This window comes from Neorhizobium phenanthreniclasticum, assembly GCF_040066075.1.
Classification (GTDB): Bacteria; Pseudomonadota; Alphaproteobacteria; order Rhizobiales; family Rhizobiaceae; genus Neorhizobium; species Neorhizobium petrolearium.
Window position 1 is genome coordinate 46,317 of the sequence record NZ_JBEAAL010000003.1, and the last position, 22,895, is coordinate 69,211.

General features: G+C 59.8%; 15 protein-coding genes. 9 read left to right on the top strand and 6 right to left on the bottom strand.

Annotated features, from left to right (window positions below):
- The 3 genes from ABK249_RS06420 (at window position 1) to pbpC (ending at window position 8,431) form a co-directional block, all read left to right on the top strand.
- Complete coding sequence (locus ABK249_RS06420; RefSeq protein WP_227704435.1) at window positions 1–750, top strand: SDR family NAD(P)-dependent oxidoreductase; 750 nt, start codon at window positions 1–3, stop codon at window positions 748–750.
- Between the two features lie 136 nt (window positions 751–886).
- Window positions 887–6,334 carry an alpha-2-macroglobulin family protein gene (locus tag ABK249_RS06425; RefSeq protein ID WP_348862469.1) on the top strand — a complete coding sequence of 1,816 codons (5,448 nt, stop codon included), beginning with the start codon at window positions 887–889 and terminating at the stop codon, window positions 6,332–6,334.
- 15 nt (window positions 6,335–6,349) lie between these two features.
- Window positions 6,350–8,431: a penicillin-binding protein 1C gene (pbpC, locus tag ABK249_RS06430; protein WP_348862470.1), complete on the top strand. Its 2,082-nt coding sequence runs from the start codon at window positions 6,350–6,352 to the stop codon at window positions 8,429–8,431.
- Here pbpC and ABK249_RS06435 read toward each other — a convergent pair whose 3' ends face one another.
- The 5 genes from ABK249_RS06435 to ABK249_RS06455 all read right to left on the bottom strand — a co-directional run bounded on the left by ABK249_RS06435 (window position 8,432) and on the right by ABK249_RS06455 (window position 13,826).
- On the bottom strand, window positions 8,432–9,277 hold the full coding sequence (locus ABK249_RS06435; RefSeq protein WP_348862471.1) for a dipeptide ABC transporter ATP-binding protein: 846 nt from the start codon (window positions 9,275–9,277) through the stop codon (window positions 8,432–8,434).
- The gene (locus ABK249_RS06440) at window positions 9,274–10,131 is read right to left on the bottom strand and encodes an ABC transporter ATP-binding protein (RefSeq protein ID WP_052183085.1); all 858 of its coding nucleotides are present in this window, start codon (window positions 10,129–10,131) and stop codon (window positions 9,274–9,276) included. Before ABK249_RS06440 ends, ABK249_RS06435 begins: the two co-directional genes overlap by 4 nt.
- A gap of 2 nt (window positions 10,132–10,133) precedes the next feature.
- Window positions 10,134–11,039: an ABC transporter permease subunit gene (locus ABK249_RS06445; RefSeq protein WP_152601265.1), complete on the bottom strand. Its 906-nt coding sequence runs from the start codon at window positions 11,037–11,039 to the stop codon at window positions 10,134–10,136.
- 27 nt (window positions 11,040–11,066) lie between these two features.
- Complete coding sequence (locus ABK249_RS06450) at window positions 11,067–12,071, bottom strand: ABC transporter permease subunit (RefSeq protein ID WP_037156546.1); 1,005 nt, start codon at window positions 12,069–12,071, stop codon at window positions 11,067–11,069.
- A 159-nt stretch (window positions 12,072–12,230) separates the two neighbouring features.
- The gene (locus ABK249_RS06455; protein ID WP_227704431.1) at window positions 12,231–13,826 is read right to left on the bottom strand and encodes an ABC transporter substrate-binding protein; all 1,596 of its coding nucleotides are present in this window, start codon (window positions 13,824–13,826) and stop codon (window positions 12,231–12,233) included.
- Window positions 13,827–14,345: 519 nt separating this feature from the next.
- Between ABK249_RS06455 and ABK249_RS06460 the strand changes: the two genes are divergently transcribed.
- The 6 genes from ABK249_RS06460 (at window position 14,346) to ABK249_RS06485 (ending at window position 21,094) form a co-directional block, all read left to right on the top strand.
- Complete coding sequence (locus ABK249_RS06460) at window positions 14,346–15,779, top strand: M20 family metallopeptidase (RefSeq protein ID WP_152601249.1); 1,434 nt, start codon at window positions 14,346–14,348, stop codon at window positions 15,777–15,779.
- Window positions 15,780–15,912: 133 nt separating this feature from the next.
- Window positions 15,913–17,268: an aspartate aminotransferase family protein gene (locus ABK249_RS06465; protein ID WP_037156550.1), complete on the top strand. Its 1,356-nt coding sequence runs from the start codon at window positions 15,913–15,915 to the stop codon at window positions 17,266–17,268.
- 80 nt (window positions 17,269–17,348) lie between these two features.
- A complete protein-coding gene (locus tag ABK249_RS06470) occupies window positions 17,349–18,809 on the top strand; it encodes a phospholipase D-like domain-containing protein (protein ID WP_348862472.1) in 1,461 nt (486 codons plus the stop codon).
- A 73-nt stretch (window positions 18,810–18,882) separates the two neighbouring features.
- Window positions 18,883–19,713: an endonuclease/exonuclease/phosphatase family protein gene (locus ABK249_RS06475; protein ID WP_227704428.1), complete on the top strand. Its 831-nt coding sequence runs from the start codon at window positions 18,883–18,885 to the stop codon at window positions 19,711–19,713.
- A gap of 87 nt (window positions 19,714–19,800) precedes the next feature.
- Entirely contained in the window at window positions 19,801–20,775 is a 975-nt protein-coding gene (locus tag ABK249_RS06480; RefSeq protein ID WP_348862473.1) for a threonine ammonia-lyase, read from the top strand.
- A gap of 175 nt (window positions 20,776–20,950) precedes the next feature.
- Entirely contained in the window at window positions 20,951–21,094 is a 144-nt protein-coding gene (locus ABK249_RS06485; protein ID WP_161784797.1) for a hypothetical protein, read from the top strand.
- Between the two features lie 75 nt (window positions 21,095–21,169).
- Here the strand turns inward: ABK249_RS06485 and ABK249_RS06490 are convergent, their stop codons facing one another.
- Complete coding sequence (locus ABK249_RS06490; protein ID WP_348862474.1) at window positions 21,170–22,333, bottom strand: M20 aminoacylase family protein; 1,164 nt, start codon at window positions 22,331–22,333, stop codon at window positions 21,170–21,172.
- Between the last annotated feature and the right edge of the window lie 562 nt (window positions 22,334–22,895).

The window sequence follows — 22,895 nt, forward strand, 5'->3', positions numbered from 1 at the left end:
ATGCGGAGCGTCGTCGTCACGGGTGCGGGATCGGGGATCGGCCTTTCGACGACGGAGCTTCTGGTCGATGCCGGCTGGCATGTGGTTGCCGCCGATCGCGACGCTGACGCATTGGCGCGTCTCGATGAGAAGATGGGGAACCGCACTGCAATGCTCACGCCCGTCGCACTCGACGTGACCGACGAGGCGGCTGTGGCGCGGCTTGCGGATCAATGCCATTCGCTCGCCGCTCCGCTTGCCGCGCTCGTCAACAGCGCGGGAATCGCAGCCAATGTTCGTTTTGCCGACACGACCACGGACATGCTGAGGCGAATCTACGAGGTGAACGTTGTCGGAGCCTTTGCCCTCTCGCAGGCGCTGGCACCGGTCCTGCATGAAAACGGCGGCGGTTCGATCGTCCATATCGCATCGGTTTCCGGCATCAAGGGCAATCTCGGTCGTTCGGCTTATGGCGCCTCCAAAGGTGCACTGATCACGCTCACGAAAATCATGGCCGTTGAACTCGCCGATGACCTGATCCGCGTCAACGCCATCGCGCCGGGGCCAATCGAGACACCGATGGTCAAGGAAAACCATACGGCCACTACCCGCGAGGAATGGCATCGCACCGTTCCAATGCGGCGCTACGGGCGGCCGGAAGAGATTGCTTCGGCTGTCGCTTTTCTCATCGATGATCGGCAGTCTTCCTATATAACCGGACAAATTCTAGCGGTCGATGGAGGCTTCACGGCGGCGGGCCTGATGGCCTGATCCGTTCCGGCACAGATCCTCTTTTGTGACAGCATCTTCACGAAATTCGGCAGCATCAGGTGCCGAGGTTCGTTGACAAGTCCTTGCATAAATTAGAAAACTGGCTCATCCGATGGCAGCCACGGGGGGACGTATCATGTCTAGGCGCGCATTTTTCGGCTTTTCCGCTCTTCTTTTCTCCTCGCTTGCTCTGGCCTCGCCCCTGGCTGCGGCTGAGCGCCGCGTCGAGACGACGCAGGACGGCGATTATCTCGGCTTTGATCTGAGAACCGTCAAGAATGTCAGCCAGGCCCAATGCGAGGCGGCTTGTATCGGCGACAATGGCTGCAAGGCCTTCACCTACAATACCAAAGCTAAATGGTGCTTCCTGAAGTCGGATTACGGCCAGCTCAACTCTTTCCAGGGTGCCGTTGCCGGCAAGATCGTGGAGATAGCGGCAGAGCCGGATCTCGGTGCGCCACCGAAGCTCACCTTCCTTTCGCAAGACCTGCTGCAACAGGCGCGTGAACAGAAGGACGGATTGACGCTCGGCGACAACCAGCAGGGTTACGGGGTCGAGAACCTGAAGACCATCGCCCAGAGCGAACTTCTCCGCGGTAACGTCGATACCGCAATCTATAACTTCAAGGGCGCCCTTTCCCTCACACCGGATGATGGTGCGCTCTGGATTGAGCTTGCCCGCGCTGCAGGCACGGCAAAGGACAACAGCAGCGCCGATAGCGAAGGGTCGCTTGCCGCGATCAACGGTTATGAGCTCTCCCGCACGACGCAAAGCCGCGCCGATGCGCTGGCGGTTCTCGCCGCAGCGCTGGCCAAACAGCAGAACTACCGATCAGCGCTCAACGCCTATAAGGCAAGCCTTGCCCTGGTGAATGCCCGCACCGTCGAGGCCGCTTACAACGATTTGCGTGATCGCCAGGGTTTTCGCGTGACCGGCAATACGGTTGATGCCGACAGTGCAAATCCACGTGCCTGCGTACAGTTCTCGGAGCCTCTGGTGAAGACCGGCGTGGACTACGCACCGTTTGTGGTGCTTGACGGCCAGGCGCCGAAAGCGATGGAAGCCAAGGACAACCAGATCTGCGTCGAAGGCCTGACACACGGTCAGCGCTACAAGCTGTCGCTTCGTCGTGGCCTGCCTTCCTCCGTGGACGAGCCGCTCGTCGCACAGGTCGATATCGACATTTACGTCAAGGACCGCTCGCCGATGGTGCGTTTCACCGGCGACAGCTTTGTGTTGCCTTCGACCGCCCGCCGCGGCATTCCGATCATTTCGGTCAACACGGAAAAGGCGGATCTGAAACTTTACCGCATTGGTGACCGGAACATCGCATCGTTGCTCGCCAATTCGCAGTTCCTGACCCAAATGGACGGCTACAATGCCAACCAGATCGAAGAGCAGAACGGCGAACTCGTTTGGCAAGGCACGATCGACACCGGCCAGGAACTCAACAAGGACGTGGTGACGAGCCTTCCGGTCGACGAAGTGCTGCCAACCCGCAAGCCGGGCGTCTATGTGCTGACCGCCGCTGCCTCGAATGCCGTGACCCAGGAATGGGATAACAAGGCGACGCAGTGGTTCGTGGTGTCCGATATCGGTCTTACGACCTATGCCGGTACAGACGGCCTGCATGTCTTCGCCCGCTCGCTCGGCACTGCGAAACCCATTGCCGGCGTCGATCTGCAGCTCCTTGCGAAAAACAATGAAATTCTCGGCACCGCCAGGACTGATGTGGATGGCCGCGCCGTCTTCACTGCGGGTCTGATGCGTGGCACCGCGGGAATGGTGCCGGCGGTTCTGACCGCTCAGAATAGCGGCCAGGATTACGTCTTCCTAGACATGACGCGTGCCGGTTTTGACCTTTCAGACCGTGGGGTGACGGGCCGGCCGGCGCCCGGCGCAATCGACATCCTGCCCTGGACCGAACGCGGCATCTATCGACCCGGCGAGACAGTTCATGCGAGCGCGCTTGCCCGCAACATCGATGCGACGGCGATCGAAAATCTGCCGCTCACCTTCGTGTTTCTGCGTCCGGACGGCGTCGAGGATAGGCGCATGGTCAACAATGGCTCGCTCGGTGGCTATGCGCTCGACCTACCGCTGCTCGAGACCGCCATGCGTGGCACCTGGACCATGCAGATTTTCACCGATCCGAAAGGCTCGGCGATCGGCGAGAAGACTTTCCTGGTCGACGATTTCGTGCCGGACCGCGTCGAGTTCGACATGACGAGCGAGGCAAAGGAAATCGAAATCGGCCAGCCGGTATCGGTCAATGTCGATGGTCGCTTTCTCTATGGTGCACCAGCCGCCGGCCTCGATCTCGAAGGCGAAATCACACTGAAACCAACGCGTGAGAATGCCGCCTTTCCTGGTTTCCAATTCGGCCTCGCTGATGAGGAAGAAACGGAAGCCGTGCGCATTCCGCTTGATGCGCTGGAACCTACCGACGAAGATGGCAAGGCGACTTTCGATGCTGCCGTCAGCGACGTGCCCTCGACGACGCAACTTGTCAATGCGGACATCGTGGTGCGTATGCAGGAGGCCGGCGGCCGCGCCGTCGAGCGCTCGCTCGCTCTGCCGGTCAAACCGGATGGCGCGCGGATCGGCATCAAGCCGGAATTTACAGGTGACCTTGCCGAAAACTCGGTCGGCAACTTCACCGTGATCGTCGTTGATGCGGATGGCCGGAAGCAGCCGATACAGGGCTTGCCCTGGAAACTGATCAAGGTCGAGCGCGATTATCAGTGGTATCGCGATGGCTCCTCCTGGCGTTTCGAGCCGGTAACCCGCACCAGTCAGATCGCCAATGGAACCGTGAACGTAACGGCTGACGGTGGCAGGATTTCGGTTCCGGTCAACTGGGGCCGTTATCGTCTGGAAATCGAGGCCACCGAAGTCGGCGGTCCGGTTTCCAGTGTGGAGTTCGATGCCGGTTGGTTCGTGACCGCTACCTCGACCGAAACCCCCGATGCGCTGGAAATCGCGCTCGACAAGCCAAGCTACAAGGTCGGCGAAACCGCCAGGCTCAAGGTTTCGTCGCGTTATGCCGGTGAACTGATGGTCACCTCTGGTTCCGAGGACCTGATCTCGGTGCAAAATGTCAGCGTTGGTCAGAGTGGCGGCGAGGTGGAGGTTCCCGTCACGGCCGATTGGGGTGCCGGGTCTTACGTCACCGCGACACTTTATCGTCCCGGCGAGGCACAGGAGAGCCGTATGCCGATGCGTGCCATCGGCGTTACCTGGCTGAAGGTCGATCCCGAAAGCCGCGATCTGCAGGTGTCGATCGATGCGCCGGAAAAGACGTTGCCGCGCCAACCGCTCGATATTTCCGTGCAGGTGGCAGGAGCAGGTGCCAATGAGAATGCCTATGTCACGGTTGCTGCGGTGGATGTCGGCATCCTCAATCTCACACGTTATGAGCCGCCGGCGCCGGATGATTGGTATTTCGGCCAGCGTCGTCTCGGCCTTGAAATCCGCGACATCTACGGCAGACTGATCGACGGCTCGCTGGGTGCGACCGGGCGGTTGCGCACCGGCGGCGACGTCGGCAGCGTTGCGTTGCAGGGCAGTCCGCCGAAGGAAAAGCTGGTCGCCTTCTTTTCGGGACCGGCGAAGCTCGACGCTGAAGGCAAGGCCAATGTCTCCTTCGACATCCCGCAGTTCAATGGCACGGCGCGTGTCATGGTGGTCGCCTGGTCGAAGACCGGCGTTGGGCATAGCGTGAAGGATGTGGTGATCCGCGATCCGGTCGTGATCACCGCAAGTCTGCCGCGATTCCTGGCGCCCGGCGACGACAGCAATTTGAGGCTCGATCTTGCCAATGCCGATGGACCTGCCGGCATTTACGACCTCAGTGTCACGACGAGCGATGCGGTCGCCGTCGGTCAGAGCGGGATCAAGCCGGTGGAACTCGCCGCAGGAGCCAAGACCAGTGTCACACTGCCGTTGGTCGGTATCGAGCCGGGTGACGGGACTGTGTCCATCCGCCTGTCGAATGCGTCCGGCCTGTCATTAGAACAGGTGCTCAATATTCCGGTACGGCCGGCTGCGATGCCGGTGACCGAGCGACGGCTGGTCGATCTCCGGCCCGGCGCCAGTGTCACGGTCGATTCCAACCTGCTCGCCGATAGCGTACTTCAGGGCGCTTCGGTTAGCATCAATGTCAGTCGCTCGAACGCCTTCGACATTCCGGCATTGCTGATGAGCCTCAGCCGCTACCCTTACGGCTGTGCCGAGCAGACGACCAGCCGGGCGTTGCCACTTCTCTATCTCAGCGAGATGGCGGTACAGAACGGTCTGGCCGACGATGCGGAGGTCAAGAAGCGGGTGAAGGATGCGATCGATCGCGTGCTCTCCTACCAGTCCTCGGCGGGCAGTTTCGGCCTGTGGGGACCCGGCGGCGGCGACCTCTGGCTCGATTCCTATGTGACGGACTTTCTTTCCCGCGCCCGGGAGCAGGGGTATGACGTCCCGGAACAGGCGTTGGTTCAGGCTCTCGAAAGCCTGCAGAACTCGCTGGGCTACACCAACAACGTCCGCGATCAGGGCAACGAGATCGCTTATGCACTCTATGTGCTCGCCCGCAATCGCAAGGCAGCGATCAGCGACCTTCGCTATTACGCGGACACGGCATTGAACGACTTTCCGACACCGCTGGCCAAAGCGCATATCGCTGCTGCCCTCTCGCTTTATGGCGATGCCCAGCGGTCGAAGAGCATCTTTGCGGACTCCCTGCAGATGTCGGAACAGGCGCAGATTCACAAGGTGAGCCTGGTGCGCTCCGACTACGGCTCGTCGTTGCGCGACGGCGCTGCAGTGTTGGCGCTTGCCGCCGAAAGCAAGCCGGTGCCGCCGATCGTCCCGGCATTGGCGGACATTGTTGCCAGGGAGTGGAGTGCCAAGAAGTACACAAGTACCCAGGAACAGACCTGGATGCTGCTCGCCGCTCGTGCTTTGCAGAAGGGTGATGACAACCTGCGGCTCAATGTGAATGGTGCGGACCATCGGGGCACACTGATGTCGCAGATGACGGGAGATGCGCTCATCGATCATCCGGTGACGATCCGCAACGATAGCGGCGATCCGTTGTCTGCGGCGATCACAACGGTGGCTGCGCCGGCCCAGCCGCTGCCGGCCGGCGGTGACGGCTTCGAGATCACCCGCACCTACTACAATATGGCCGGTGAGGAGGTGAATGTCAGCGAGGCGCAGCAGAACGAGCGTTACGTCGTTGTTCTGAGCATCACCGAAACCAATGAATGGCCATCGCGTATCGTCGTCAGCGATCTGTTGCCGGCAGGTTTCGAAATCGACAATCCGAGCATTGTCAACAGTGCCAGCCTCACCAACTTTGATTGGATCGAGGAAGTACAGGCCGCTCATACCGAATTCCGCAATGATCGTTTCGTTGCGGCCTTCGACCGGAGCGCCGGCGACAATCGGCAGATCACGCTGGCCTATGTCGTCCGCGCCGTAACACCGGGCGTCTACGATCACCCGGCCGCGCAGGTGGAGGACATGTATCGTCCGCAATTCTCGGCGCGCACCGCGACGGGCAAGATGGAGGTCGTCGTCAAGCAATAAGCGGCGGCTCAATCAATGAAGCGCAGATGGAAATTCTCGATCGGTCTAGCCATCAGCCTTGTCGCTGCGGCGGGGCTGATCGTCGGCCTTGACGCAGCCGACAGGGCCTTTCCGCCGCCGCTTGAAAAGACGCATGTCTTCTCGGCAGAAGTGCTGGACGCTGACGGCGAGCTGTTGCGGGCCTTCGCGACGCCGGAAGGGCGCTGGCGGCTGAAGACGACGACTGAAGATGTCGATCCGCGCTTCCTGAAGATGCTGATTGCCTATGAGGACCAGCGTTTCCGCAGCCATTCGGGCATCGATCCTCTGGCGCTCGGCCGTGCAGCACTGCAACTCGTCACTAACGGCCGGGTCGTCTCCGGCGCTTCCACGCTTTCCATGCAGGTGGCGCGGCTGATCGAGCCGCGCGAGACCCGTTCCGTCTCCGCCAAGCTGCTGCAGCTTGTCCGCGCCCTTCAGATCGAGAGGCGACTGAGCAAGGAGCAAATCCTCGAGCTTTATCTCACGCATGCGCCCTATGGCGGCAATCTGGAAGGTGCGCGCGCAGCCAGCCTTGCCTATTTCGGCAAAGAGCCACGCCGCCTGTCGGTGGCAGAGGCGGCGCTTCTGGTAGCACTGCCGCAATCGCCGGAAGGCCGGCGGCCGGACCGGCATCTCAACGCCGCCAAAGTGGCGCGCGAGCGGGTGCTGATGAGATCTGCCGTCGTGGATTTGTTGGGAGATGGCGAGGCAGAACGGGCCGCGGGTGATGCGATCCCGACGCGGCGCCTGCAGTTGCCGGCCTATGCCGCGCATCTCGCCGAAGCGGCGATCCGCAGGCAGCCGAAGGCCCAGGAATACAGGACGACGCTCAAGCGCAGCATTCAGCAGGGGCTGGAACAGGTCGCCCGCGAGGCGGCGACAAAGCTCGCGCCAAAAATTTCGCTCGCGATGGTGATGGCCGATGTGACGACCGGCGCGATCGTCGGCGAAGTGGGATCGGCCGATTATTTCGATGCCAGCCGCTCCGGCTGGATCGATATGACGCGCGTCTACCGCTCGCCAGGCTCGACGCTGAAGCCTTTCATTTATGGCCTTGCCTTCGAACAGGGCCTTGTCAGCCAGGAGACGATCATCGAAGACAGGCCAGCGGATTTCTTCGGCTACAGGCCAAAGAACTTCGATATGAGTTATCAGGGCGATGTGAGTGTCCGGCAGGCATTGCAATTGTCGCTCAACGTGCCGGCGGTGCGACTGCTCGATGCGGTCGGGCCATCGCGGTTGATGATCCGCTTCCGTCGTGCCGAGGTGCGCCCGGTTCTGCCGCCCAACGAGGCGCCAGGGTTAGCAATTGGTTTGGGTGGAGTGGGCATTACGCTGAAGGATCTGGTGCAGGCCTATGCAGCGCTTGCCAATCGGGGCATTCCGGTCAGGGTCGGCAACGGAATCAAGGATCAGCCTAGCGCGATCGAAGGTGAGCCGCTGCTGGAGCCGCAGGCGGTCTGGAATGTCGCGGATATCCTCTCGGACGTCCTGCCGCCGCAAGGAAGCCGCAGGCTTGGCATCGCCTACAAGACCGGTACGAGCTACGGCTATCGCGATGCCTGGTCGGTCGGATTCGATGGGCGATATGTGCTGGGCGTGTGGGTCGGTCGACCGGACAATGGTGCGGTACCAGGCATTGCCGGTTATCAGACGGCGGCACCGATCCTCTTTGAAGCATTCTCGAAATCCGGCGTGCCGATCACGCCTTTGCCTCCAGCACCTGCGGGCGCCATACGGCTTGCGCAGTCCGACTTGCCAATCAGCCAGCGGCGTTTCTCGATGACGGCGAATGGTCTCATTTCCGCATCCGCGCGGGAACCGGCGCCACAGATCGTTTATCCGCCCGAAGGTGCGCGGGTCGACCTAGGCGCCCAAACCGGGGAAATCTCGCCACTGGTGTTGAAGCTGCAAGGCGGGCGGGCGCCTTTCCGCTGGCTCGCCAACGGCAGGCCGCTTAGCGACATTTCCCGCCGCCGTACCAACGAATGGACGCCCGACGGCGCCGGCTATTCAACGCTGACGGTGATCGACGCTGCCGGTCGGGCCGCCAGCGTCAGAGTGTTTGTGGAGTAGTCAGGCGACGGCTTTTGCCGCGTTCTTCCTGGCGATACGGGCGCGGATGGATTCGATATCCGCGCGGGGCGTCGCGGCGAAAAGCGTGCGTGTATATTCGTGCTTCGGGTCGGAGAAGACCTCGTCGCGGGTGCCATACTCCACCGCCTCGCCGAAATACATCACCATCAACTCGTCGGCGATATAGCGCACCACCGAAAGGTCGTGGCTGATGAACACGTAGGTGAGGTTGAACTCGTCCTGAAGATCGGCAAGCAGATTCAGCACCTGGGCCTGTACCGAGAGGTCGAGTGCCGAAACCGGCTCGTCCAGCACCAGCAGCTTCGGGTTCATCATCAGCGCACGGGCAATGGCGATGCGCTGGCGCTGGCCGCCCGAGAACATGTGCGGATAGCGGTTGTAGTGCTCCGGGCCGAGACCGACCTTCTTCAGCATTTCGTTGGCGCGATGCCGCCGTTCCTCCGCCGACATGCCGGTATTGATCGCCAGCGGTTCGCCGAGCACATCGCCGATCTTCTGGCGCGGGTTGAGCGAGCCATAGGGGTTCTGAAAGACGATCTGCACCTTCTGGCGCATCTCCTGAGTCAGGTGGCCGGGACGGGTATCGACCTTCTTGCCGTCGATCAGCAGATCACCGGAGGTCGGCTCGTCGATGAAAGTGATCATTCGGGCGAGTGTCGACTTGCCGCAGCCGGATTCGCCGACGATCGCAAGTGTCTTGCCGCGTTCGAGCTTGAAAGAAACGCCTTTTACCGCATGGATGATCTTCTTCGGCTTGAAGAGGCCACCCGGCAATTCGTAATCGCGCTTGATATTGCGCACATCGAGCATGGTGTTTTCAGTCATGCGCTTACTCCCGGAGCTGGTTCCGGATTGCCGTCAAAGAAGGCGGAAACGGTGGTGAGGCGGTCGCCGGTGGCATTTTCCGGCAAGGCCGCCAGCAACGCCTTCGTATAGTTGCTCTTCGGGCTCTCGAAGAGGGAAAGCACGTCGGCCTCCTCCATCTTGCGGCCCTTGTACTGCACGACGACGCGGTCGGCGGTCTCGGCTACGACGCCCATGTCATGGGTGATCATGATCAGGCCCATGCCGTTCTTGGCCTGCAGCGACATGATGAGATCGAGGATCTGCTTCTGGATCGTCACGTCGAGCGCGGTGGTCGGCTCGTCGGCGATCAGGAGCTTGGGATTGCAGGCGATCGCGATCGCGATCATCACGCGCTGGCACTGGCCGCCGGACATCTGGTGCGGAAAGTGGTTCAGCCGCTCTTCCGGATTGGGCAGGCCCACCTGCTTGAACAGTTCGATTGCACGAGCGCGGCGTTCCTTTTTGCCGAGGCCGAGATGGATGCGCAATACTTCCTCGATCTGGAAGCCGACCGTGAAGCACGGGTTCAGGCTGGCGATCGGCTCCTGAAAGATCATCGCGATATCCTTGCCGATCAGCTTGCGGCGCTCAGCCGGGCTGATCTTCTGAATGTCGCGACCTTCGAAAAGCATCCGGTCCGCTGTAATCTTCGCGGTCCAGGGGAGAAGCCCCATGACGGCAAGCATGGCGACGGATTTCCCCGAGCCGGATTCGCCGACGATGGCGAGAACTTCGCCCTTTTCGACGGACATGGAAACGCCGTCAACGGCCTTGAACCAGCCGGTTGCGGTTTCGAACTCGACGGTGAGATTGTCGATTTGCAGAAGCGCCATGTTCAGGACCTCTTCAGTTTCGGGTCGAGCGCATCGCGCAGACCGTCGCCCATCAGGTTGATGGCAAGCACGGTAACGAGGATTGCAAGGCCGGGGAAGGTGACGACCCACCAGGCGCGCAGAATGAATTCCCGTGCCTCGGCGAGCATCGTGCCCCATTCCGGGGCCGGCGGCTGAGCGCCCATTCCGAGGAAGCCGAGAGCGGCTGCATCGAGGATGGCGTTCGAGAAGGAAAGCGTCGCCTGGACGATCAGCGGCGCCGTGCAGTTCGGCAGGATGGTGCGGAACATCAGCCTGAGCGGGCCGGCACCGGCAAGGCGCGCCGCCGTCACGTAATCGCGAGTCTTCTCGGCCATGACCGCTGCACGGGTCAGGCGCACGAAATGCGGCTGGAGGGTGAGCGCAATCGCAATCATGCCGTTCGTCAGGCTGGGGCCGAGGATCGCGACGAGCACGAGTGCCAGCAGCAGCGACGGGAAGGCGAGGATGATGTCCATCAGGCGCATGATGACGGTATCCACCCAGCCGCGGTAATATCCGGCAATGAGGCCGACCAGAATGCCGCCGGTCAGCGACAGCGTCGTCACGAAGACGCCGATGAAAAGCGAATATTGCGCGCCGTAGATCAGGCGCGAGAGGATGTCGCGGCCAACCGGATCGGTGCCGAGCAGGTAGCTGGCGCGTCCGCCTTCGGTCCAGATCGGCGGCACAAGAACCGCGTCGCGATACTGTTCGAAAGGCGAATGGGGCGCGATGAGAGGCGCAAGAACAGCGACAACAACGAGCAGAAGGAAAACGAAGAGGCCAATGACGGCGCCACGATTTTCCGAGAAATAGAACCAGAATTCCTTTAGCATCTGGCGGCGCAGCGCAGCGCTGGAGACTGGTTCAGGCGCCTTGTCGACCATGATATCGGCCATGGGATTTTCTCCTTCTTAATGCCGGATACGGGGATTGATCAGGCCGTAGAGTAGATCAACGATGAGGTTGACGAGCATGATGATGCCCGCGATCAGCAGCAACCCGCCTTGGATAACCGGATAGTCCCGACGGAAGACACTGTCGACCATCCACTTGCCGATACCCGGCCACGAGAAGATCGTTTCCGTGAGAATGGCACCAGCAAGCATGACGCCAATCTGCAGGCCAATCGTGGTGATGACCGGGATCATGGCGTTGCGCAATGCATGAATGCCGACGACACGGAAGGGCGATAGGCCTTTCGCGCGGGCGGTGCGAACGTAATCTTCCGACAGGACTTCCAGCATGGCCGAACGCGTCTGGCGGGCGATGACCGCGAGAGGAATGGTCGCCAGTACGATCGAGGGAAGTGCGAGATGGCTCAGCGCAGAGGCGAAGGCGCCTTTCTGGCCGGAGAGCAGCGAGTCGATCAGCATGAAGCCGGTGACCGGCGGGAAGAAGAACATCAGTGAGATCCGGCCGGAGACCGGAAACCACTGCAGGATACCGGAGAAGAAGATGATGAGCAGGAGGCCCCACCAGAAGATCGGCATCGAATAGCCCACGAGGGCCACGCCCATCAGCGCCTGATCGAAAAACGATCCACGCTTGATCGCCGCTATCACACCTGCCGGGATACCGAGTGCGACAGCGATGATGATCGCACAGAGCGAAAGCTCGACAGTGGCGGGAAAGAGCGCGAGGAACTGGTCGAGAATCGGTTTCTTCGAAACGATGGAAGAGCCGAAGTCCCCGGTCAGAACGCCTCCGAGATAATCCAGGTATTGAATTACCATTGGCCGGTCGAGGCCGAGCTGCTGACTGATCAACGCGTGGCGCTCCGGCGACATGACGCGTTCGCCCGAGAGCAATGCGACAGGATCGCCTGGCAGCAATCGGATAAACGAAAAGGCGATAATCGAGACCCCGATGAAGGTCGGGATCAACACGGCAAGACGCCGCAACAGGAAGCCAAACATTCTAAACCTTCGATGGTTTTTCGGTCTTGGCCGATTCATGGGCTTGTCAAGCCATGGAAACGGCAATTGAGGCGTCATCGCCACATTTTTCGGCGTCTCATAAGAAAATGCCGCGGGAAACGCAACGCGTCCCGCGGCAAAAATATCGTGAGTGTCTAATTATTCGGCGATATCGACGGCTTCGAAGGTAAAGTCGCCAAGCGGGCTCTGGGTAAAGCCGGTGACACCCTTGCGCATCGGGACGACGGAAAGGGAGTGATCGAGTGTCGCCCAGGGAGCTTCCTTCTTGAAGACGGTCTGAGCCTGTTCGTAGAGTTTGGTGCGCTCGGACTGATCAGACGTGACCTTGGCCTTCTTCACCAGATCGTCGAACTCCTTGTTGCACCACTGAGCACGGTTGTTGCCGCCGACGGCATTGCAGCCCAGCAAAGTGTCGAGGAAGTTGTCCGGATCGCCGTTGTCGCCGGTCCAGCCGAGGATAACGGCACCGTCACGATCCTTGGCCTTGGAGCGATCCAGGTATTCAGCCCATTCGTAGGACACGATCTCGACCTTGACGCCGATCTTGGCAAAATCGTCCTGGATGATCTCGGCGGCGCGGCGAGCATTCAGCATGTAAGGACGCGAAACCGGCATCGCCCAGACCTTCATGGAGAGGTCCTTGACGCCGGCATCAGCCAGCATCTTCTTGGCTGCGTCGAGGTCATACGCATCATCCTGAGTGGATTCATTGTAGGACCACATGGTCGGCGGGATCGGGTTTTTAGCGGGCGTTGCCATGCCCTGGAAGACGGCGTCGACGATGGCCTTCTTGTTGATCGCCTTGTTGAGCGCCTTGCGGACTTCGACCTTGTCGAAGGGAGCCTGGGTGGTGTTGTAGGCGAAATAAGCTACGTTCAGGCCTTCCTGTTCCAGCACGGTCAGGTTGGGGTTGGACTTCATGGACTGGACGTCGGCGGCGTTCGGATACGGCATCAGGTGGCATTCGCCGGCCTGCAGCTTCTGGTACCGAACGGCTGCATCAGTCGTGATCGCGAAAACGAGATCGTCGATCTTCGGCGCCGGACCCCAATAGTCGGCGTTCTTTTTGTAGCGGATGACCGCATCCTGTTGATAACCGACGAAGATGAACGGACCAGTGCCGACCGGCATCTGGTTGAGCTGCTCCTTCTTGCCGGTCTTGTCGAGGCTGTCGGCATATTCCTTCGACATGATCGAAGCAAAGGGCATGGCAAGGTTGGCGAGGAACGGAGCTTCCGGCTTGTTCAGCGTGAACTTCACCGTGAGGTCGTCAACTTTCTCGACGGACTTGATGAGCTCCGGGAAACCCATGCCGGCAGCATATTCCCAGGCTGCGCCGGGGATATACTGATTCCACGCATTCTTCGCATCAATCTGACGACCAATGGAGAAGACGACGTCATCGGCATTCAGGGTGCGGGAGGGCGTGAAGAAGTCGGTCGTCTGGAACTTCACGTTCTGCCGCAGCTTGAAGGTGTAGACAGTGCCATCCTGCGAAATTTCCCAGCTTTCCGCGAGACCCGGCTCCGGCTGCGTCGTGCCCGGCTTGAACTCGAGCAGACGGTTGTAGATGGGATGAGCGGAAGCGTCGAAGGTCGTGCCGGCGGTGTAAAGGCCGGGATCGAAACCTTCCGGAGAACCTTCGGAGCAGTAAACGAAGGTCTTGGCGCTGGCTGCACTGGCAAAGAACGTTGCCGACAGAAGTGCTGCGGCAAGGGTGAGCTTGTATTTCATAATGGTCTCCCTGTGACCTCTGGCCGGTTGCCCGACCCGGTTGATTTGTGTCGTTAGGATGATGCGCCGCAGGGCGCTTCAAGCTTGATATTCTTGTTATTCACCTCCCGGTCGGCGAAACTTGCCGTCGCCCATTACAGTAATTTCTCCTGACGACCTGCCCCAGCTTGCGCCGCGCATCTCCACCTTGGTCGCCTTTGGCATCGATCGGGATCGCCCGTATCGAATTCCGCTTGCATTTCATTTTTTAGAAAAATTTCCACAAATTTGGCAAAATCCCCGTATGTTCTTATTATTTTAGATCCATTCCTTGGATTTTCGGCGGGCTGCGGCGCGAGAGCATAGCGATTATGATCTCGTTGTCGAGATGCTAAAATTCGCATGCCGATCACATCCGCTTTTCCAATGCCTCATCTTTCCGTAGCGTCAATTTTGCTGCGTCGCCGCATTGTCATCGAGCCAAAATGGAGTACGGTTCGGGCCTCCCAGAGGCATAGGCGTATCGAGGCAACGATTTTTATGACGACAGGCAATTCCAATCTCCCGCTCGTTTGGGATTTCATAGACCGCAAGACGGAAGTGTTCACCGATCTTGCGGACCGTGTCTGGGAGACGCCGGAAACTTGCTACATGGAGAAGCTTTCCGCCGCCGCGCACCGCGAAATGCTGGAGGCGCAAGGTTTTCGGATCACGGAAAATGTGGCCGGCATCCCGACCGCTCTCATCGGCGAAGCGGGCGAGGGCGGGCCGGTGATCGCGTTCCTCGGCGAGTACGATGCCCTGGCCGGCCTCAGTCAAAAGGCGGGTGCGGTTCACCAAGAGCCGCTGATCCCCGGCGCCAATGGTCACGGCTGCGGCCATAACCTCCTCGGCTCGGCTTCGCTGCTTGCGGCGACCGCGCTCAAGGATTGGCTGGAAATGACTGGCACGCCCGGCCGCGTGCGCTATTACGGCTGCCCGGCGGAAGAAGGCGGCGCCGCAAAGGCGTTCATGGTGCGGGCCGGCGCCTTCGAGGATGTCGACATCGCCATCAGCTGGCATCCGAGCAATTTCGCCGGCGTGCAGCGGGAGACCTCGCTTGCCAACTGCCGGATCGATTTCACTTTCACAGGTAGGGCAGCGCATGCTTCGGCCGTGCCGGAGCTTGGCCGCAGCGCGCTCGATGCCGTTGAATTGATGAATGTCGGTGTCAATTATATGCGGGAGCACATGCCTTCCGATTGCCGCATCCACTATGCGGTCCTCGATACCGGCGGCATTTCGCCGAACGTGGTGCAGGCGCATGCCAAGGTTCGTTATGTCGTCCGTGCGCCTGAACTGCCTGGCCTTCTGGCGTTGATCGAACGTGTGAAGAAGATCGCCGAGGGGGCGGCGCTGATGACCGAGACCAAGGTCGAAAGCACGATCCTTGCAGGCGTTTCCAACCTCATCGTCAACAAGCCGCTGATGGATGCGATGCAGGACATCTGGGACAGCATGGGACCGCCGCCTTTCGATGAAGCCGATGTTGCGTTCGCCGAGAAGATACGTGCGACTCTGACGCCGGAAGATATTGCCGCGAGCTGGAATCAGGAACGCCTCGAGCCAAGGGACATCCCGCTGGCGGATTTCGTCCTACCAGCTCACAACGAGGTGAGGCAAATGGGCGGGTCGACGGATGTCGGCGATGTGAGCTGGGTCGTGCCGACCGTGCAGGCCTATGGTGCGACGCTCGCCGTCGGCACCCAGCTTCATACCTGGCAGGTGGTGGCGCAGGGGCAGAGCGCGCTTGCCCACAAGGGCATGGTTTCCGCCGCCAAGGCGATGGCTGCGACCGGCCTTGCGGCAATCGAAAGCGAGCAGCTTCGTGAAGCCGCCTGGGGGGATCTCAAGAAGCGTCGCAAGGGCCAGGAATACACCAGTCCCATTCCGCCCGGAGCCGAGCCGCCCGTCGCGGCGATGACGGTCAAATGACCAAATGCGCTGATTGACGCGTCAATTATTTTGAACGGTGTTCGGCTTGAGCGCGGCGATTTGGGCTGTCCAATCTCGCCGTTTCCGCCTATGAAATTTTTATGCGTTCCGCATGTTTCACAGGAGGTCCGTCGTGACTATTCAGCCCAATTCCATCGAAGCCCGCGACAAGGCTTACCAGCTTCATTCCTACACCAATGCCCGGGCGCTGGAGCGTGACGGTTCACTGGTGATCGATCGCGGCGAGGGCGTCTATGTCTATGACAACAATGGCAAGAAGTATATCGAGGCCATGGCCGGGCTGTGGAGCGTTGCGGTCGGCTTTGGCGAGAACCGTCTCGTCGAAGCGGCCGCCAGGCAGATGGCGAAGCTCCCATACTACCACACCTTCACGGCTCGCAGTCACGGTCCCTCCGTCGAACTGGCCGAGAAGCTGATACAGATGGCACCTGTGCCGATGTCCAAGGCCTATTTCACCAATTCCGGTTCCGAGGCCAATGACACGGCGATGAAGATGGTCTGGTATCGCTCGAATGCCTTGGGCAAGCCGGAGAAGAAGAAAATCATCTCCCGTATCAAGGGCTATCATGGTGTGACGATCGCCAGTGCCAGCCTGACCGGCCTGCCGAACAACCATCGTTCCTTCGACCTGCCGCTACCGGGCATCTTCCATACGACCTGCCCGCACTACCGCGTCTTCAAGCAGGAAGGTGAAACCGAATCGGCCTTCGTCGAGCGTTGCGCGAAGGACCTTGAGGATCTGGTTCTGCGGGAAGGTCCGGAGACGGTTGCGGCCTTCATCGGCGAACCGGTCATGGGGGCCGGCGGCGTCATCGTGCCGCCCGCGGGCTATTGGGAAGCAATCCAGAAGGTACTGAAGAAATATGACATCCTCTTCATCGCCGACGAAGTGATCTGCGGCTTCGGCCGCACCGGTAAGATGTTCGCCACCGAGACTTTTTCGCTGGAACCGGACATCATCACCGTCTCCAAACAGATTTCGTCGTCCTACCAGCCGATCTCAGCGCTGCTGATCAACGAGAAGGTTTACCAGCCACTTGCCGACGAATCGGCGAATATCGGCACATTCGGCCATGGGGTGACGGCAGCCGGCCATCCGGTTGCAGCGGCCGTGGCTCTGGAGAACATCGCGATCATCGAGGAGCGCGATCTTGTCGGCAACGTGCGGGCGTTGGCACCGAAATTCCAGAGCCGGCTGAAGGCAATGGAAAGCCATCCTCTGGCGATCGAGGCCCGTGGCACCGGTCTGATCGGTGCCTTGGAACTCAAGCCGCGCGACGGGTTCGCTGCCGGCGAACTCGGCCCGAAGCTGCTTGCAGTCATGCTGGAAAAAGGGCTCATCTCGCGCGCCATCGGTGATTCACTGGCGCTTTGCCCGCCAATGATAATTAGTGAGAGCCAAGTGGATGCGGTCTTCGACCTGTTCGAAGACTCGCTCAACGCTTTCCAGAAGCAGCTTTCTGCCTGACAGTCTTTCGGAGCCGGACTTAATAAGGTCACCGTTCGGCTCCGATTGCGCAAAATGCGCGCGCGCCTATATTTCGCGTCATGCTTGAGCTCGCTGAGACCTATTGGCCGCATATCCTCTTCACCATTTCGGTCCTGGCGGGAACGGCAGCGGCGATTCATGCCGCCATGACGAAAGAGGAGGTGCGTTCTGCGGTCGGTTGGGTCGGCATCATCGTCCTTTCCCCGATTGTCGGGGCGCTACTCTATCTGATCGCCGGTATCAATCGCATACGCCGTACCGTCATCAGCGATCGTCGAGCGCTGCTCCAGGGAGATATCCGCGCTCATTTTGCTTCCTATGACGCTACCGATGATCTGGTGACCGGGCAATTCGGTTACAGGTTCCGAGCAATGAAAACACTTGGCGATCGTGTGACGCATCATCGCCTGACGACCGGCAACACGATCCTGGCGCTCGATACTGGCGACGAAGCTTATGGCGCGATGCTGGAGGCGATCGGCCAGGCGCAACGCAGCATCATCCTCGAGACCTATATCTTCGATCGCGACCGGATCGGTCAGCGATTTGTCGACGCGCTGATCGCGGCCGTAAAACGCGGTGCCGAAGTGCGCATTCTGATCGACGCCGTCGGCGCCCGGTATTCGGTGCCGAGTGTGCTCGGCATACTCCGAGATGGCGGCGTCACGGTCGATGTCTTTAACGGCAACGTCATTATGGGGCTGCGATTGCCCTATGCGAATCTCAGGACCCACCGGAAAATCCTGGTCATCGACGGCAGGGTGGCTTTTACCGGCGGCATGAATATCCGCGAGGGCTTTTCGCGCGAATTCAGCCGCGAGAAATGTTCCCTCGATACGCATTTCAAGATCACGGGGCCGGTCGTGGCCGATCTCTTTGCAATTGCCGCGGCTGATTGGCGATTTGCGACTGAGGAAATGCTGACAGGGGAACCCTGGGCGCTCGATCCGTCCGAAACGGAGCCAGGGAATCCGGTTTTCATTCGGGCGGTTTCCTCCGGTCCCGACCGGAGCGTCGAGACGAACCACAAGATGCTGATGGGTGCTTTTTCCGTGGCGCGCTCCTCAATCCGGATCGTCTCGCCCTATTTCCTGCCGGACCGGGAACTGATCACCGCACTGATTACTGCAGCACGGCGCGGTGTGGCAGTCGATATCGTCGTGCCCACCGCCAATAATCTCGTTCTGGTCGACCGTGCGATGACGGCGCAGTTTGACCAGATGCTGAAGAACTATTGCCGTATATGGCGTGCTTCGGGGCCTTTCGACCATTCCAAGCTGATGGCAATCGACGGATGTTGGGCCTATATCGGTTCCTCAAATCTCGATCCACGGTCGCTGCGGCTCAATTTCGAGGTGGATCTTGAAGTTCTCGATCGCCATTTTGCCGAAGCGCTGGAACGAAGGATCGATCTGGCGATTTCTTCGGCGACCGAAGTGACGCTTGATGGATTACAGTCCAGGCCCTTCCTCGTGCGGCTCATCGAGCGGGTGCTTTGGCTGGGTTCGCCTTATCTCTAGTGATGATGGGAAAAGCTGGATCAGCAAGCGGATTATCGTATAGTTTGTGTGTATGCGAATAGCCTTTCAGATCATGCGGGAAAAACGCCCAAATCTCTCAGCAAGCATTCTGGCATCCATCCGAGCGCACAAGACTCGGGGCGTGGGGGGCCATGAGCCCCATGATCGCAGCAAGGGCATGCTGATCGCCTCCTACAATGTCCATAAATGCGTTGGCGTCGACGGCAAGTTCGATCCTGCTCGAACCAGCCATGTGATCCGCGAGATCGGAGCCGATGTGCTCGCCCTCCAGGAAGCCGATACCCGGTTCGGCGAACGGCGGGGGTTGTTGGATCTTGCGTGGATGGAGCGGGAGACCGGGCTTTTTCCGGTCCCTGTCAATGGAGTCACCAAGGCTCATGGCTGGCATGGCAACGCGGTCTTCCTTCGCGAGGGCCTGGTCCGCGATGTGCACCAGGTGAAGTTACCCGGGCTTGAGCCGCGTGGTGCGCTTATCACGGAACTCGAACTCAAGGACGGCAGCATGTTCCGTATCATTGCGGCGCATCTCGGCCTGCTCAACCGCTCGCGGCATCAGCAGGCGCGCGTCATTCTCGATATCCTGAGTTCGCGCGAAGAGCAGCCGACCGTATTGATGGGCGATCTCAACGAATGGCGGCTGGGCGACCGGTCCTCGCTCAACACGCTTGCCTCCGTCTTCGGCTTGCCTGCAGCCGTACCGAGCTTTCCCTCTCGCTTGCCGGTTCTGGCGCTCGACCGGATCATGGCGAACCGCCCGGGGCTCATCGACGCCGTGAAGACCCATGATACGCCGCTTGCCCGGCTTGCCTCCGACCACCTGCCAATCAAGGCCGTGCTGAAGCTCGGCAAGCTGCCATTTGCCGAGGCGGTAGAGACCGGCTGATGCTGTTGCTTCAATCTTTACGGCGGCCAAAGGCATCGTTAGGGTTGCCAGCCGGCCCATCCCCTCTCCCCTCGACTGGATTTTCGCATGACTGATATCGCCATGATCGAAGCCGCCCGTGTCCGCCTCGCTGGTCACGTGCGCCGAACACCGCTGCTTTCTTCTCCATTCCTGGACGAGATCGCCGGTCGGCGCATCTTTGTAAAGCCGGAATGCCTGCAGCATACGGGCTCTTTCAAATTTCGGGGGGCCTGGTCTGCGATTTCGGCTCTACCGACAGAGGTGCGCGCCAAAGGGGTGATTGCCTTTTCCTCCGGCAACCATGCACAGGGTGTCGCGCTAGCGGCCAGAATGCACGGTATTCCGAGCGTCATTGTCATGCCGTCCGACGCTCCCCGCATCAAGATCGAGAACACTCGCGCCTATGGCGCCGAGGTTGTGCTTTACGACCGAGCCAACGAGGATCGCGATGCAATCGGCGAGAGGCTATCGCGGGAGCGCGGTCTGACGCTGATCAAGCCTTTCGATGAGCCGCTGGTTATTGCCGGTCAGGGAACGACCGGTCTTGAAATTGCAAAGCAGGCCAAGGAAGAGGGGATCGGGAAGGCGGATGTTCTCGTGCCGACAGGTGGCGGCGGTTTCATTTCCGGCGTTGCACTGGCACTCGAAGCCAAGGCACCGCAGTTCCGTGTCCATCCTTGCGAACCGCAGGACTTCGATGATGTGACGCGTTCTCTTGCATCCGGAAAGATCGAGCGGAATGCGGCGCAATCCGGTTCACTCTGCGATGCAATCATTACGCCTCAGCCGGGCGACATCACATTTCCGATCATGTCGCGGCTCTGCGGCCCAGGTCTGGTCGTTACCGAGGACGAGGCGCTTCATGCGGTGGTGCTTGCCTTCAGCCGCCTGAAGATCGTGGTCGAGCCGGGTGGTGCGGTGGCGTTGGCGGCTGCTCTTTTTCATGGTGAGACACTGGGCGACACGGTGATTGCTGTGTGCTCCGGCGGCAATATCGACGTCGATGTCTTCCGCCTGGCGCTCGACAAGTTTCCTGCCTAATTGGCGGCCGGCATGGCCGGGGTATAATAAACTGTTAACTCGTCAAAGCCGCCGTTAAGAAAAAAGGATTTTCTACCGCACGCGTATCGGGTGAAACATTATCTCTATCGAGTTAATCGTGATAAGTTAACATAGGAGTGCTCTGAAAGGGCAAACCAGAACCCGGGAGATATCCATGCAGCGAGCTCAGCATCAGACACGGTCCTTCCCAGTTCGCAACGTCGCCTTCACAAGCAAATGGCAGTGGGTTACCAATACCGCTCTGGTGATCGCAGCCTTCATCTTCCTTGGGGCAGTGACGCTCGGCCTGTTCCCTTAAGCTTCCGATCCTTTCCAGGATCGCACCATACACCTTCCGCGCTCTACCGGCTCGGGAGGTGTTGCAATTTTCAGGCTATTTCATCGGCAGATAGGCTTCGGCAAGTTCCACCCAGAAGCTCGTGCCGATCGGTAACGCGTCATCGTTGAAATCGAAGCGCGGATGATGCAGCGGCGGGTCGTTGTCACTGCGCTTGGTGCCGAGGAGAAAATAGGTCCCTGGCCGCTCTGCCAGCATATAGGCAAAATCCTCGCTGCCCATCGATGGACGCGGCAAATCGACGACCTTTTCCTCGCCGAAGACCCGCTTGGCCAGATTGCGAACGAACGCCGTTTCCGTCTGGTGGTTGATCGTCGCCTCATAGCCGCGTTTATAGTCTATCGTCACAGTCATGCCGTAGCTTGCCGCCTGACCTTCGGCGATCATGCGAATGCGATTTTCCAGTTCATTGCGGACGATCGGATCGAAGGAGCGGATCGTCAGAACCATCTCCGCCCGCTCTGGAATCACGTTGCTGGCCGTGCCGGCATGAAAGGCTCCGACGGTAACGACCGTCGGATCGAGCGGATGAACGTTTCGCGAGGCGATTGTCTGCAGCGCCATGATGATGCTTGCGCCGCAGACGATCGGATCGGCGGTGTCCTGAGGCTCGGCACCATGGCCGCCGCGGCCGTTGACGACGATGCGGCATTCGTCAACTGCCGCCATCATGGCGCCGTCCTTCACGCCGATCTGCCCGAAAGCCAGGCTTGGATCGTTATGCAGGCCGAAGACGGCGTCACAGGGAAAGCGCTCGAAAAGGCCGTCGTCGATCATCAGCTTTGCCCCGCCGAAATTTTCCTCGGCTGGTTGGAAGATCAGGTGCATCGTGCCGTCGAAATTCTTCCGCTCCGCAAGGATCCTGGCGGCTCCCAGTAGCATGGCGGTGTGGCCGTCATGACCGCAGGCATGCATCAAGCCTTTGTTCCTGCTGGCATATTCGACGCCGGTCTCCTCCTCGATCGGCAGTGCGTCGATATCGGCACGGATAGCGAGGGCGCGATTACTGACGCCATTCCTGAGTGTCGCGACGAGCCCGGTCCGGCCAAGGCCACGAGTGACTTCGTACCCGAACTCGATGAGCTGCCTGGCGATGAAATCAGCCGTGTTGAACTCCGAAAGTCCGAGCTCGGGATATTGATGAAGGTAGCGGCGGGTCGCTATCAGTTCGGCCATGTAATTGGAAAACTGGATCGTCATTTCTCAAAGTACCGGAATTTCGATTGGATTGTTTGCGGGCGAACCGAGGCCATATCTTTCCGCTCGACATATGAATAGCAGCGTGAGCCGCCGGAGGTAACCTGCCGGCGATCAAATTTCACGCCATGCAGGAGTATCAAAGAGGAGAAATGCGTACATTGCATCTGTGGGGAAATTCCGCGCATTATCCATAGCCCACTTCCGTTCAGCCTCTATTCAGGCTGCCCCGGCTAGAGGCGGAAGATGTGTCAATCCGCGAAAAGCGGGCAATAGATTTCGGTCAATCATTTGCAATATCGAGGCCGCCCTCTATTTCCCTTCTTCGCGGATTTGCGTCAGATGGTCACCATAATCAAAATGATAACTGGCGCTTCTGATGCAGGCCGAGTAAGGCGAGGCCGACAAACCCCCAAGAGTTTTCACCCAGAAGCCGTATCCATGTCCCTTCACAATACGTCGCCAGTTTCCTCACGCGAAATCGAAGCCAAGCAGATAGACCACAACGATTCCATCCGCTCGACTTACTTCAACATCGACGGTTTGAGGGAATGTGGCGAGAAAC